Genomic DNA, 13,425 nt, shown 5'->3' on the forward strand with positions numbered 1-13,425 from the left:
TGGTGGCGCAGCGCGCACCGAACGTTCGTTCTCAAGCCGAAAGGTCGTCAACAATGTCTACTCGCGTCAGAATGCGTCGGGGTGCCCCGACGCAACGCGCTCTGTTCGGGACCGCGGCCGCCGCGGCCCTGACACTGGGCCTGCTCTCCCCGCCTGCCTCCGCAACATCGGCGGGCACGTCCGGCGCCACCTCCGGGGAGTCCAAGGCGGCGGCCCTCCTGTTCAACATTGTGAATTACCAGACCAAGCAGTGCATCCACCTCAATGGCGACGTCGTGGGTTCCACCTGCGAGTTCAATCACACCTACTCACTCTTCCAGCACGGCAGCGCAAACAGCATCCGCCACTACGGAATGGAGTCGACCCATTACCCAACCCATTACTGTCTGGACGCGAACGGCAACGGCGACGAGCAGCCGGTGAAGATCAACCCGTGCAACGGGGGCAACTACCAGAAGTGGACCCGCTACAGCGACGGCCATGTGAAGAACTGGGCCACCAAGAAGTGTCTGGACGTCAAGAGCGAGAGTCCCTTCATCGTGTACGCCCGCAAGTGCATGCCCGACAACCAGTGGCAGAAATGGGCGTTCAAGTAACCCCTTGAGGTCGTGGTTGGATCTGCACTGGTAGTGGCTTGGGCTTGGTGGCGTAGCGGCGGGCGTCGGTCAAGGTGGTGGCCAGCCGGTAGGAGCCGTGAAGACGGTGCCGTCGGCGCAGGTAACGGTGATCTGCGCGTCGATGATCCGCACTTTGACCGTGCCGATTGCTGACAGGTAGGAGCCGTCGGCCAGGTGGGACAGGATCGGCGCGCGGCCGTCAAAGCCCTTGTCCCACAGCACCAGCATGTCCGGCCTCAGTAGGTGCAGCAGCCGCTTGGCGTAGTCGGTCTCGCCCGTGGCGGTGGGCCCGAAGACGGCGTCGATCATTGCCCGGGTGCCGGTCTCCACCAGGGTCATCAGCTCCAGTTGGGGATAGCCGCCATGGGCCAGCCGATCGAGCCACGCCCGGTTCCGGCCGGTATCGGAAACCTTCAGTGAGCTGCAGCCATCGAAGGAAACCGTCCGATAGCGGCCGAACCGAACCCGGGCGTCACTGGCTGCGCTGGCGGGCCGTTCAAACCTCGAACAGCGCCCGCATCGGCGCGCCCCTCTCTGTCAGGATGAAACGGATGGCTGCTTGCGGGCCTGCAAGCAGTCTGGGCACCAGCCTGCGCCGAACGAGTGACCATTTGTGATCCAGTTGCCGTTCGCGCCCGGACCGGCAGATTTCGGTTGCGTCCACACGCATGACTTCAGGTGCGGACGCAGGCGGTGTTGGCCCGGTGGCCTTCGCGCCCGCGTCCAGCGGCGGACCAGACGGGCGTGAACCGGGTCGGCCAGGCGCGGGAGTCTCGTCCAGCACCTCAGAGAAGCTGTACCACCAGGCCCAGAGCCGCGGCGTCAAGCTGATCGGTACGACCGTGTCGCCGACCGTGGCGCTGGTCCATGGTGCGTTCGCCGAGTCGGCGAGCTGGAACGGGGTGATCGCCCGGCTGAGTGAGCACGGGCTGAGCGTGATCGCGGCAGCCAACCCACTGCGCAGCTTGTCCGGCGACGCCGACGTCGTGGCCGGACTGGTCTCGGCGACCGAGGGCCCGACATCCGTCAGGACCGCTACCACGCGCAGTTCGCCGCTGACCTGCCGGCGGAGCGTGCTGCTCTGGACGCCGTCACGCGGCGGCCGTTGAACGATCGGGCGCTGAACGACCGGGCGGGTGCGCCGGCCTGGCGGGATCCGCCGTCGTGGTTCGTCTATCCCGAGCTGGACTCCAACATCCCCCTGCCCGCGCGCCGGTTCATGGCCGAGCGGGCCGGTGCCCGCGAGGTCGTGGAGATCGCCGGAGCTTCGCACGCGCTGCCGGCTTCTCAGCCGCATGCGGTGACCGAGGTCGTTCAGCGGGCGGTCAAGGCCGTCGCCTCACGCGACGGGCCGACGGCGGATGGCCGGCGGCAGGTGGACAGGAAATGGCCTGGCCGGTGGACAGGGAGCGGGGCGACCATGCCGGGACGGTTCACAGTATTCGATTTTCTGGAGAACACATGATGATGGTCCGGCCCGTCAGCCGGCGCGGTGTGCTGCGGGGCGCGGTGTTGCTCGGCGCAGCGGCGACCACCGTGGGTGTGACAGCAGCCCCCGCGGCCGCCGGTCCTGCCGGGATACCGACCTACCGCTACGTGCGTGACGCCCTGAACGTTTCGAAGTTGCGTTACAACCGCGATGGCGAGTTCATCTTCCCTACGATCCGGGGAGTGGGAGACAAGATCAGCAATGCTCGCGCCCGCTACTACCTCTACTACGCCCCGCACGAGAATCCCGGCGGCATCTGTGTGGCGTTCAGTGACTCTCTCGACCGGGAATTCGTCGAGCACACCGCCAATCCGGTGATCGACAGATGGCTGCCGAGCACCACCGTCAGCCACGTCTCCTCTCCGCACGTCATCTGGGATTCGGCCACCAAGCAGTTCTTCTGCTACTTCCATGGTGAGAACACCGTGACTCGGGTGGCCCGCTCCCAAGACGGCATCAACTTCACCGACGAGACGCCCATCCTGAGCACTCGCCTCATCCCGGGGACCTCTGAAACGTCGTATGCGCGGGTGTTCGAGCACGCTCTGCCGGGACGCAACAACAAATACGTCATGGTCTTCATGGGTGTCAGGAACGGTCGGCGAATCTTCTACGGCTGGTCTCCCAACGGCTGGGACAACTGGCAGTTCAGCTCGACCCCGCTCGTCAACCACGAAGCCGACGGCGTGAGCGACATCTCCGGCCCCACGTTGGTCAAGCGCAATGGCACCGTGTACGTCGCCTACCACGGCAGCGACGGCAAGATGCGCATCACTGAAGTCGGCGAGAACTTCGACAAGGAGGTCCACCTCGGCGTTTTCCACTCGCCGATCGCCTCGGACGAAGGCCGGGTGGCCGCGCCGTCCTTCGGCACGCAGGACGGCACCGAGTACATGTTCTACGAGGCCGGAGCGCGTCTGAAGGCGCGTATCTGCATAGCCCGGGCCGTCTGAGCGGCCTCGGCGCTCGCGCTCGACGGCTTCTCTGAGCTGGGACTGGGGAGGTGACGCCGAGGAGGGGAAGGTCTGGCAGGGGCGTTCGCCCGGCGAACCCTTTGCCAGACGTGGTCCCAGAGCCGGAACAGGCTGACCAGGCGGCCGGAGCGGGTCCACACCGGGTGCAGATACGACTTCGGGGACTCCAGCCGGCTGTGCCGGAGCGGTAGAGGAGGCGCAGCAGCTCCGTCACTGCAGGACAGTGAGCTCCGTGCCGCTGTCCTGCACCGTGAGCCCTGCCTCGGTGCCCCCGCGGGTGGCCAGCGCGGTCATACGTCCTCCTTGACGCGCGGCTCAGCACGTCCAGGACCGCCCCGATCTGCAGCAGGTGCCCGCTCTCGACGTCGCTCCGCCATTGGTCGGCCAGGTGCTCGTGGCCAGGGGCGGGAGTGAACCGCCACTGCTTCTCGCGGTAGCCGTAGAGGTGCTCCGGGCTCGACGGGCGGCGTGCTCGACATCGAAGCAGAAGCGTGAGGTTTCGCGCGGGGCGAGCAGTGAATTGACGACATGGTGTCTGACGGCCTTCTGCGGCATATGTGACAGCGACTCGCACGGCGTCGTCCGGGTCCAGCATGGGACGACCAGGAGGCGGCCGCTCCGAGGAGGTACTGAGCCTCCCGGGCCGCTGCGAGCGCCTCGCCACGCTCGGCGGCGCCCCCCGTTTCCCGAGCGAAGCTACTCGCCGCTCTCGCCGGCTGAACGGGCGCCCGTCCTGCCCGAATGGGACGGCCGCCGTGGGCGAGAAGGGGTCGTGTCATCGGGTGATCGTGCCGACCAGTTCCGCCCTCCTCAGGCCGGTCGCCGGCGCGTCCGCCCCCACGGACATCGCCCGACCCACGACGCCCGGGCTCGCCAGTGCCTCCTCGGGGGAGACCAGCATGGAACCGATGTCTCCCATGGCCGTCAGTACCTCCGGGTCGGCCGGTGTCGCGGCCTCCAGCGCCTTAGCGGTGGTCCAGCCCGCACTGCCGTAGAAGCGCCCGCCGCGTATCCGGGTGTAGATCTCCGCCAGCCGGTTTCGTTCCCAAAAGCGCAGCGTTTCATTGAACGGGCCGAGGGCCGCCTCCTCGTACCGGAGGATGGGGTTCTCCTGGTCGGTCTGCGCCCGTAACGCATCGCGTAGCAACTCCGCCTGTACCAATGCCATCAACACCCCTTGGCAGAGCGTCGGGTTGGTGGTCGCCCACGCGTCTCCGACGCTGACCGGTCCCGTCATTGAAGGCCGGCCTTCGCTGATCAGGTGGCACCGCCGAGTGGCCGCGCCGGCGGGTTTAGGGGACATGAAGCAAGCCTCCAGCGGATTATGAGGATGATGCGGAGACCTGCCTTTTCCTGGCGTCGGCGTAGACGGCCCAGGAGCAGAATGCGTAGAAGTACATAAAATTGTGCGCCGGGTCTGGCCGTCTGGAGTTACTACAGTTGTCCCCATGAGTTCGGCGGACGAGCAGGATGCCATGGTGTTGGAACAACGTCTGCAGGCCATGCGTGAGCGGACCTTTATCGGCAGGGAGGAAGAGCTCGACGTCTTCAGGTCGGCGCTGCGCGGCGCCTGCAGCGTCCTTTACGTCCACGGTCCTGGCGGTGTGGGCAAGTCCGCGCTGCTGAGGCGCTTCGAGCAGGAGGCGAAGGCGGCGGGGCGGCCCGTGACGCCACTGAACGCGTACACACTGGAGCCTACGCCCGCGGCGTTCGAGGCCGCGGCCGGATCAGTGCTCGGCGATGAGCGCGGGGTGCTGATCATCGATACGTTCGAGCGAGTGCAGGGTCTGGAGGGCTGGCTGCGCGAGCGGCTCCTCCCGCGTTTGCCGGTCGGCGCGCTGGTCGTGGTGGCCGGGCGCATCGCGCCGGACCTGCTGTGGACGGCCGACCCCGGCTGGGCGGAGGCGCTGCGGGTGATGCCGCTGCGCGACCTGGCCCCCGCGGACGCGGCGGCGTTGCTGGACGTCCGCGGCGTGGCGGACGACCTGCGCGGGCCGTTGCTGGCCTTCGCGGGTGGCCATCCCCTGGCCCTGTCCCTGGGGGCGGCGGTGGCGGTCAAGGACCATGGGGCGAGTTCGCGCTGGACGCCCGCGCAGGACGTGATCTCCACCCTGCTCGACCAGCTCGTCGGCGAAGTGCCCAGCGCCGCGCACCGGCACGCGCTGGAGGTCTGCGCGCACTCGTACGTGACGACCGAAGACCTGCTGCGCGAGATTCTGCCGGACAACGCCGCGGCTCTGTTCGCCTGGCTGCGCCGGTTGCCCTTCGTGGAGTCCAGCCGGCTCGGCCTGTTCCCCCACGACGTCGTCCGCGAGGTGCTGGAGGCCGACCTGCGCTGGCGCGACCCGCGGGGATACGCGGACATGCATCGGCGCATCACCGCCTTCCTCGCCGGCCGCACGCGTGTCGCGAGCGACGCCCAGGTTCTCGGAGCCGTCGGCTCGCTCTTCTATCTGTACCGCGCCGTCGGATCGACGGCGGAGTTCCACAGCTGGCGGGGCGACGGCGAGGTGTACGAGGACGCCCTCCGCCCCAAGGACGCCGAGGCGCTGACACGGATGGCCTCGGAGGTGGAGAACGACGAGTCGGGCACCGCCGTGGCCTACTGGACCGCCCGTCAGCCGCAGGCGTTCCGCCTCTACCGCAGGGCGGAGACCGGCGAGCTGGTGGGCTTCTGCTCCTGGCTGCGGCTGTACGAGCCCTCCGAGGAAGAGGCGCGGATCGATCCGATCGTCGCCACGGCCTGGGCCAACGCCCGCGCCATGGCTCCACTACGGCCCGGCGAGCACCTGGCCATCGGCCGGACGTGGGTGCGCGCGGAATACAGCGGCGCGTCCCCGGTCACGGACCTGATCCAGTGGCGGGCCGTCGGCTACTGCCTGCGGGCCGACCGCATGGCCTGGTCGTTCATGGCCATGCGCGACGACGACCCCATGCGTGACTACCTGCGGACCTACGACATGCACGATGTCGGAGAGCACGCCTGGCTCGGCAACACCGAGTACGCGCTGTTCGCCCACGACTGGCGGGCGGTCGCCGCGCAGGCCTGGCTCGACCGGCTCGACCGGCTGCTGCTCGAGGGCGCGCAGGAGGCCGTGGCCGTCCCGGCGTCCAGCATGGCGGTGCTGTCACAGGCGGATTTCGCCGACGCCGTACGCAAGGCGCTGCGTCACCTGTCCCGCCCTGGTGAGCTGGCCGCCAATCCGCTGACCCGCACCAGGATCGTCGTCGAACACGGCGGTACGGACCCCGCCAAGGCGCTGCGGGATCTCATCGAGCAGGCCATCGGCCGCCTGAGCGGCGATCCACGCGCGGACAAGTTCCATCGGGCCCTGGTCACGACCTACCTCCGTGGCGCCCCGACGCAGGAAGCCGCCGCCGAGCGCCTGGGGCTGCCCTTCACCACTTACCGCCGCCATCTCGCCGCCGGCATCGAGCGCGTGTGCGAGGAGCTCTGGCACCGCGAGATCTACGGGGCGGTCGACGGCTGAAGGTGAGTCGCGGCCGTGCGGGAAGACCCGTCTCATGACCTTGGCATTCCACCGCCGAATCACGCCTCGGCGGTCGACGGCCGGAGCATCACGCCCAACGTCGCCGTCACGTCACTTCTCACCGTGGATCGACTGAGGATCTCGCGCGCCGCTCTCCAGCACATGCACCGTGTACGCGCCGCGCAGGCAATGCGGCGTCAGCGCCTTGTCCGGCCCGAGAGCGTCCCGGTAGGCCCCGAACCGGCCCCTCGATCTCCCTTGGTTCCCAGACGACCGCGCCGCTCCGGTGCCGCTTCGTGCGGGCGGAAGTCGGTGACGTCCAAAGCGGACACCTCCGAGGCGTAGAGGACCTTGAAGACGGTGGCGCCCCGGCAACGGACCAGGGCTCCCTTGTTACCGCGGCGCAGCGCCACATCGACCTGTGCGTCGGCGTGGTCGAGAAGGCCCTGGATCTCTTCGCGGGTCGCCGTGGTAGCCGACCAGACGGGTGTCCATGTTCCAGTCATGGCACGCCCCTGTTGGTCGGGTTTGAGGTACATCGGCCAGTCGAGCGCCTTCACCAGGCTCCCGAGGCCGATCGTGACGTGCCATTCGTGGCGGATGAGCCACACGTGCGACAAGCTGGAGGAACGGCTGCACGCCGAGGTGACCGCCGCGAACGCCACCATCGTCCTGCCGCACTTCATCGGAGCCTGGACCCGGCTTTCGTGAGGCATACCGGCCCAACGCGCCTAAAGCGCCGGCGACCGTCTGGACGCCGTTCTCCAGGGTGTCTAGCGGTCACGCCGGGCGACGGAGGACGCAGAACAGGGCGCGGCATTGAACACCGAATGATCTATCAAATGGACAGAAGTTCGTACGACGCTGTGCAGGCTTTGTAAGCCCCACCGCTGCCCCGTCGCAGCCGGACATCCTGGAGATCGAGACCCTTATGGTCGCGCAACTCTCATCCCTTGTGCGCCGCGTGTCCTTGGCCGGTGCCACCATGGCACTCACCCTGGCCGGCATCACCAGCGTCACCACCCCTCCCGCCTGGGCCAACGAGCCCTTCTACCCCAAGGCGCCCGTCGACCTGATCATGCCGGCGATGCCGCAGTGGAACTTCGCGCAGGCCAACAACAACCCCACCTGCTGGCCTTCGGACTCCCTCGTCGGCTCGAATTTCGCCCAGTCCGCGACCGCCGGCCGCAAGGCCTGGCCGGACGCCGACTCGGGCTGCCCCGCTGTCAACTCGTCGTTCCCGACCTACGTCTCGGCCAGGAAGTGCGCCGAGGGCGTAGTACGTACCAGTTACACGCTCTACTTCAAGAAGGATGGGTTCGCCCCCGGCGAGCTCGGACACGGTCACGACTTCGAGTACGTCATCGTGGAGTGGCGCAAGCGCGACGGCGCCTATTACCGGGACAAGCTGATCATGAGCAGGCACGGCAAGCACTTCGGCCGCAACTGGGCCGATGTGGAGAGCTGGAACGGCGCGCGCGCCGGCGCCGGCCTGGGCTTGGAGCATCCGGCCATCTATGTCGGCTGGGGCAAGCACGCCATGTTCAACAGCCAAGGCGGCCTGAAGGACCTCACCTCCCAGTTCACCAACGACGAATACCGCAGCACCACCTGGCGAGTCTGGCCCAAGAACACCTGGCTGGTCGGCGACAAGCTGCACGCCGGCCTGTGGGATCGATACAACTGGGGGTCGGCGACCAGCACCCCTGAGGTCGTCTCCCGCAACCTGTGCAAGTACACCTGGATCTACGAACCTGGCGTATGACCGGCTCCCGGCCGACCGGGGTTCCGGAGAGTGAGACCTGACCCGGGCGGCCGGAGCCTTTCAGGGAGCCGTCCGGAAACGCCTCGGCCCGTCATGCGAAGTGCGCCCCAACGTCCGCCCTCAGCATCGGAGGCATGTTGACCATCCAGCACCTGAACGAATCAGATAAAGACCCGCGTCCGCTCAGCCGGCGGGTCTGCCGGTGTTCCGGTATCAGCGTGACGCGCACCGTGGACCGTCGCCGATGGATAACCGGGTCGACGGCCTTTCGACAACACCAGGCCGCTCCTGCCGACGACCAGCGAGCCCGTGACTCGGCCCTCATGAGCAGTAAGTGGACAGGAAACGACCTTCCAGGCGGCCACCTCGACCGCCGATCGTCTTTCCGAGCCTCACGACGAATCGAGAGAAGGGCACCATGAAGGCAACCCGTGTGCTGAACGCTCTGCGCGATTGGGTGACATCGACGATCATGATCGCACTGGCGTGCACCTCCCCCACGCGACACGTGAAGCCACCACAGCGCCGCTGACCCGCGCTCCCGGCGTTTGCTCCGACGGGCCTGCACCTATCCACATCGGCCCGGACGTCCAACAACGAGTCGAGATCCGGGACTTGATCCTTCGCCTCGCGCGGGAGAACCCCATGTGGGGTCATCGACGGGTACACGGGAACTGGTAAGGCTCGGTATTCAGATCAGCGAAACGACCGTGTGGCGCATTCTGCACTCCCGCCGCTTCGCTCCGGCACCCCGTCATCTCGACACCCCATGGCGCACCTTTCTAACCAAAGGGCTCCTGGCCTGCGATTTCTTCCACGTTGACACAATCTTCCTGAAGCGCCTGTACGTATTGCTCATGATGGAGGTCAACACGGGGCGCGTGCACATCGCTCTGCGAACGCCCAGCTCAACAACAGTATCCGTGTTTGGCAACGCACAGGCTGGAGTTCGCGCCGCGACGCGAAGCCTCACATGGTCATGACCTGGGCGATGTGATCATCGGCAGGCGCCATGACGAAGCATTCCACACCGGCCTGAACGGTCTGCTCGGTCGACGCCGACGGGGGCACACCGGCTGCCACGAAACCAGCGCAGCTCACGGGGTCCTGCCCGCCACGGGCAAGTCTTGAGGACGGGTGCTCACCGATGCTCTGGCCCGCACCGCGAGCAGTCGACATGCTGGACAGGCCCGGGCCTGTCCAGCATGTGTGGCCAGGTGCACCCTAGGTCACTCTCATGTCTCTCAGGTGATGGTCAAGCTCCCAGGCGGGCAACAGCATCGCATCGTCGACCGTGCTCGTGGCTGGTCTGATGTGATCTTCTTGCCGACAACAAGAATGATCGCCGATAGCCACGAACTCCAACGCCCAGCCTGGAACGCCATATCTACGATGGCGGTACACCGTTAGCGACAACGCTCCGGCGATCTCCCGTCCGATCGACTTCGACGGGCCGATCGCTCGAGAGGTTACCCGGCAAGCGCAAGCGACAGGCCCGCGGTATGGGTGTTCTCAGTACGTGGGGCCGCAGTAGCGCCACTGCGGCAGATGACCGCGCATTCGAACTCAGGCCACCCGCTGCTTGCCGTAACTCCGGGATTACATATAGCCACACTGTTGGCTGGAGCGTACTCCCATGCCCCGCGTGCCGTTTCGCCGTTGGCGCATTGCGTTACCGCCCGATAGCGTGTTCGACCGGTGTCCGTGCAGCTTACCCACCATGAGTTGCCAGTTGCCCCCCAGCGTTGCGAAGAGCAAATGTAAGGAATCTTTGCGGCAGCAGTGTTTCCCGGTGTGACTACAGCCGGTCCGGCGGCAGCCGAAATGGGTGATGCGTTTGCCGGGCTCCCGATCGCCATGCCGAGAATAGCTGCGGCGGGGAGACTGAGCAGAAGAGCACCGGCAGTTGTTCTCGCTTTCAATGCATTCTCCTAGGTAGTTGGGCTGATACTTAGCCGATGTTGAGGATAATTCTGCTCTCCTTCCTTTCTCTCTTGATGCCTGCGAGGAATGCGCAGGCGAGTCCCTGTATGTGAACCGTAATGAGCTCCTCTTTCTCAAGCCTTTCGCGTCTCTGTCGCCTCAACCTGTGGTGTCCCCGCTCGAAAACACGGTTTCGCCCTCTGAACTGGGTTTTGCTGCGTGATCAGGACCTGCTACCATCGCAAGGTGGTGTTGTCGCTTGTCTATCGGTTGGTGAGGTGCCTGTTCCGCCTGCTGACAGGGCTGGTCCGCTCTGACCTGTACAAGAGCGTTGAGCTGCTGGTGCTCCGGAACGAGAACCAGGTACTACACCGCCGGCTCGGTCACCGGCCGCGCTGGATCACACCGACCGGCTCTGGCCAGCGGCGTTGTCGAGGCTGATCCATCGCCGCCGGTGGGCGGAAGTCTTCCCGGTCACCCCAGCGACAATCTTGCGCTGGCACCGTCACCTGGTAGCGCGTAAGTGGACCTTCACGGACAGACGGCGCCCAGGACGGCCTCGCACCCGACGGCCGGTCAAGGCGCTGATCATTCGGATACGGGTCAACTCGCCTTAGATTCTCCTGTGGCCCCAGGTCGGGTTCTCTCGCGCCAATACGAACGGTTCCACAATCACCACCGCGCCCACCAAGCCCTGGGCCAAGCAGCCCCAAACCCGATCACCGACCCTGGGCGAATCATCGACCTGAACATACGCCGACGAGACCGGTCCTCACATGCCGCTTGACCTTGTCCGGTGCCAGAACTCGCACATAGGGGTTGATCTGGTCTTCTAGTACGGCAGCCGCCATTCCCCGCGTGAACTGGGACGACATGGTGCCGGGTCGATGTGAGCCGCGCACCTATCTGGAGGACCACGGGCAGGCCTACGTGCTGCGCGTGCGCGCCACCTTCGCCCTCACCCTCGGCGGCGGCAACTGCCTGACCTGCGAACAAGCCGTGGCCAAGCACCTGCGGCAGAAACGCCGGTGGACCATCGCCTGTTCAACGCCGTCACCGACCACATACCGACGCTCGAACACGCCGCCCACCGGTCGACCTGGCAACGCCGCCATCAAGCCCGCGCCCGCCGGTTCCATCACCGAGCCCGTCTGACCACCGCATACATCCAGCTCAACCAACGAATGGCGGCTGCCGTACTAGCGGAATTGCTCATGCACGAGACCTGCGCCGGCTCTCACCGTGGCTTCCATTTCGGCGTCCAGCGGCTGGATCGTCAGCCGGTGGACGCCCAATGCGGCGTAGCGCTGGGCGCTGTCTCGATCGACGGGGCCCGGGGGCGGGGTGATCGTGATCTCCAGTTGACCCAGGCCCGCAGGCCTGTCGTAGAGCTTGGCCGCGTCCTGGAGGTCGGACAGCGCACGGGCCGCCTCCTTCGGGGTCAGGTAGACGCCGTACCAGCCGTCAGCTGACTGAACCGCCCGGCGCATGGCCGCCCGGGAGTGGCCGCCGACCACGATCGGTGGGCGCCGTTGCGGACGTGGACGCTGCACAACATCCGCAAAGGTCACGAAATTTCCGGCAAATGGCTGATCGTCCCAAAGAGCCTGCATGGCGGCCAGATACTCGTCCGTACGGGCACCGCGGCTGTCCAGCGAGACTCCCATGGCGGCCAGCTCCTGTTCCACATACCCTGCGCCGACGCCGACGATCAGGCGGCCCCGCGAGAGCAGGTCGAGAGAGGTGAGTTGCTTGGCCAGCAGGACCGGTTGACGCTGAGGCAGCACCAGAACGCCGAAGCCGAGCTTGATCGTGGTGGTCAGGGCCGCCAAATGGGCCAGAGCGACCACGGCTTCCAGGCGGCCCTGCTCATCCAAGGACGAGGGCATCGCGATGTGATCACCCACCCAGATCGACTCGAAGCCCATCTCTTCGGCCAACCGCGCCCGCCTGGCCAGCGTGTCCGGGTCGACGTTCTCGTCGCGGTGCAGCCCATAGAGTCCGATCTTCATGACGATCACCGTAGGTTTTCCGCGCCGATGTGACCAACGAATGTCTGGCATCGCTACCATGCGAAACCCGCATATCAAGCCACTGTTGGAGGAAGCGTCATGGATGTCTCCTGGCTGGAGGTGTTCGCCGAGGTGGCCGCCAGGAAGACTTTTACGGCGGCCGGGGAGGCACTCGGCTACACCCAGTCCGCTGTGTCACGCCAGATCGCGTCCTTGGAGAGCGAACTCGGCGTCGCGCTCTTCGATCGTCATCCGCGCGGTGTGGAGCTCACCGAGGAGGGCCGCCGCCTGCTGGAGCACGCGATCGCGATCCTGGCCAGGCTGGAGGCGGCAAGGCACGATCTGCACGACGTGGGCCAGCTGCGCGTCGGAGCGTTCGACACCGCCGACGCTGATCTGGTCCCTCGCGCCATGGCCGCGTTCGGGCGGGCACACCCGAGCGTGCTTCTGTCGTTGGTGGAGAGCACGACCGGCCCGTTGCTGGCCCACCTCCGGACCGGCGAGATCGACTTGGCGGTGGTGAGCGCATACCCAGGCAGGCCGTTGGAGGCGGACCGATTCACCTTGCACCACCTCCTGGACGACCCGCTGCTGGTGGCCTTGCCTGCAGGGCACCGGCTGGCGGGCAGGACCAGCCTGCGCCTGGCCGAGCTGGAAGGCGAGCCTTGGATCGAGGGCTTCCCCGGCGGCTCGGAGACATTGATCGCTCTCCACCGACGCACCGGCTTCCGACCCCACATCGCCTTCGCGGCCAGGGAGTGGACAGCCAAGCAGGGCTTCGTCGCCGCAGGACTTGGGCTGGCACTCGTACCGTCATTGGCGGCGGGCGCCATCCGCCCCGACATTGCGCTGGCGCGCCTGGAGGACGAGCCGACCAGGACCGTCTACGCGGCCACCAGGAAGGGCGTGGCACTGCTCCAGTCGGAGTTCATCCGCTGCCTGCGAGAGACCTCCGTCGCAGGCAGGTGGTCATCAGCACCCCACCAGGCAGATCATCGCGGTGACGAAGAACGTTTGAACGCACTAAAGGGCCACGGCGGCGTTCTGTGATCCTTTGAGGCTCATTTAATAGGGTGCGGTCTAGTACGGCAGCCGCCATTTCCCGTGTGAACTGGGACGACATGGCGCCGGGTCGATGTGAGCTTCTGGCGGGA

Annotated in this window: 12 protein-coding genes; 8 read left to right on the top strand and 4 right to left on the bottom strand. The window is 66.5% G+C overall.

Translation table 11 applies throughout. The annotated features are described in order from the left end of the window. The first annotated feature begins 53 nt into the window (after positions 1 to 53). Entirely contained in the window at positions 54 to 596 is a 543-nt protein-coding gene (locus tag C4V41_RS06800) for an RICIN domain-containing protein (RefSeq protein WP_160150201.1), read from the top strand. A 69-nt stretch (positions 597 to 665) separates the two neighbouring features. On the opposite strand, the gene C4V41_RS06805 is transcribed toward C4V41_RS06800, so the two are convergent. After that, complete coding sequence (locus C4V41_RS06805; protein ID WP_103954923.1) at positions 666 to 956, bottom strand: hypothetical protein; 291 nt, start codon at positions 954 to 956, stop codon at positions 666 to 668. A gap of 503 nt (positions 957 to 1,459) precedes the next feature. Between C4V41_RS06805 and C4V41_RS62775 the strand changes: the two genes are divergently transcribed. The 3 genes from C4V41_RS62775 to C4V41_RS64050 are packed head-to-tail and all read left to right on the top strand — an operon-like array spanning position 1,460 to position 3,059. Continuing rightward, a complete protein-coding gene (locus C4V41_RS62775; protein ID WP_200823804.1) occupies positions 1,460 to 1,726 on the top strand; it encodes a hypothetical protein in 267 nt (88 codons plus the stop codon). After that, positions 1,639 to 2,082: an alpha/beta fold hydrolase gene (locus tag C4V41_RS62780; protein WP_327536767.1), complete on the top strand. Its 444-nt coding sequence runs from the start codon at positions 1,639 to 1,641 to the stop codon at positions 2,080 to 2,082. The genes C4V41_RS62775 and C4V41_RS62780 overlap by 88 nt, the downstream gene beginning before the upstream one ends. Beyond that, on the top strand, positions 2,079 to 3,059 hold the full coding sequence (locus C4V41_RS64050; protein WP_103954924.1) for a glycoside hydrolase family protein: 981 nt from the start codon (positions 2,079 to 2,081) through the stop codon (positions 3,057 to 3,059). Before C4V41_RS62780 ends, C4V41_RS64050 begins: the two co-directional genes overlap by 4 nt. 796 nt (positions 3,060 to 3,855) lie before the next feature. On the opposite strand, the gene C4V41_RS60615 is transcribed toward C4V41_RS64050, so the two are convergent. After that, on the bottom strand, positions 3,856 to 4,248 hold the full coding sequence (locus C4V41_RS60615; protein WP_146103570.1) for a hypothetical protein: 393 nt from the start codon (positions 4,246 to 4,248) through the stop codon (positions 3,856 to 3,858). A gap of 280 nt (positions 4,249 to 4,528) precedes the next feature. Here C4V41_RS60615 and C4V41_RS06820 point away from each other — a divergent pair, with 280 nt between their 5' ends. Further along, entirely contained in the window at positions 4,529 to 6,571 is a 2,043-nt protein-coding gene (locus C4V41_RS06820) for an ATP-binding protein (RefSeq protein WP_103954925.1), read from the top strand. 197 nt (positions 6,572 to 6,768) lie between these two features. Here the strand turns inward: C4V41_RS06820 and C4V41_RS06825 are convergent, their stop codons facing one another. After that, complete coding sequence (locus C4V41_RS06825) at positions 6,769 to 7,182, bottom strand: hypothetical protein (RefSeq protein ID WP_146103571.1); 414 nt, start codon at positions 7,180 to 7,182, stop codon at positions 6,769 to 6,771. 374 nt (positions 7,183 to 7,556) lie between these two features. On the opposite strand from C4V41_RS06825, the gene C4V41_RS06830 reads away from it, so the two are divergent. Together C4V41_RS06830 and C4V41_RS06835 are read left to right on the top strand one after the other, a co-directional pair. Continuing rightward, a complete protein-coding gene (locus C4V41_RS06830; protein WP_160150202.1) occupies positions 7,557 to 8,336 on the top strand; it encodes an NPP1 family protein in 780 nt (259 codons plus the stop codon). 2,781 nt (positions 8,337 to 11,117) lie between these two features. Next, entirely contained in the window at positions 11,118 to 11,414 is a 297-nt protein-coding gene (locus C4V41_RS06835; protein ID WP_103954928.1) for a hypothetical protein, read from the top strand. A 44-nt stretch (positions 11,415 to 11,458) separates the two neighbouring features. Here C4V41_RS06835 and C4V41_RS06840 read toward each other — a convergent pair whose 3' ends face one another. Beyond that, on the bottom strand, positions 11,459 to 12,271 hold the full coding sequence (locus tag C4V41_RS06840) for a TIGR03619 family F420-dependent LLM class oxidoreductase (RefSeq protein WP_160150203.1): 813 nt from the start codon (positions 12,269 to 12,271) through the stop codon (positions 11,459 to 11,461). Between the two features lie 99 nt (positions 12,272 to 12,370). Here C4V41_RS06840 and C4V41_RS06845 point away from each other — a divergent pair, with 99 nt between their 5' ends. Continuing rightward, positions 12,371 to 13,321, top strand: coding sequence for a LysR family transcriptional regulator (locus C4V41_RS06845; RefSeq protein WP_103954930.1), 951 nt, complete (start codon positions 12,371 to 12,373; stop codon positions 13,319 to 13,321). Positions 13,322 to 13,425 lie beyond the last annotated feature (104 nt).

Origin of the sequence: Nonomuraea solani, from assembly GCF_900108335.1 — a bacterium.
Taxonomy (GTDB): domain Bacteria; phylum Actinomycetota; class Actinomycetes; order Streptosporangiales; family Streptosporangiaceae; genus Nonomuraea; species Nonomuraea solani.

Excerpts from the sequence above, each read along its gene's own strand:
- C4V41_RS06840 (WP_160150203.1), bottom strand. The coding sequence starts at position 12,271 with ATGAAGATCGGACTCTATGGGCTGCACCGCGACGAGAACGTCGACCCG.
- C4V41_RS64050 (WP_103954924.1), top strand. The coding sequence starts at position 2,079 with ATGATGATGGTCCGGCCCGTCAGCCGGCGCGGTGTGCTGCGGGGCGCG.
- C4V41_RS06820 (WP_103954925.1), top strand. The coding sequence starts at position 4,529 with ATGAGTTCGGCGGACGAGCAGGATGCCATGGTGTTGGAACAACGTCTG.
- C4V41_RS06845 (WP_103954930.1), top strand. The coding sequence starts at position 12,371 with ATGGATGTCTCCTGGCTGGAGGTGTTCGCCGAGGTGGCCGCCAGGAAG.
- C4V41_RS06800 (WP_160150201.1), top strand. The coding sequence starts at position 54 with ATGTCTACTCGCGTCAGAATGCGTCGGGGTGCCCCGACGCAACGCGCT.
- C4V41_RS06805 (WP_103954923.1), bottom strand. The coding sequence starts at position 956 with ATGACCCTGGTGGAGACCGGCACCCGGGCAATGATCGACGCCGTCTTC.
- C4V41_RS06830 (WP_160150202.1), top strand. The coding sequence starts at position 7,557 with ATGGCACTCACCCTGGCCGGCATCACCAGCGTCACCACCCCTCCCGCC.
- C4V41_RS60615 (WP_146103570.1), bottom strand. The coding sequence starts at position 4,248 with ATGGCATTGGTACAGGCGGAGTTGCTACGCGATGCGTTACGGGCGCAG.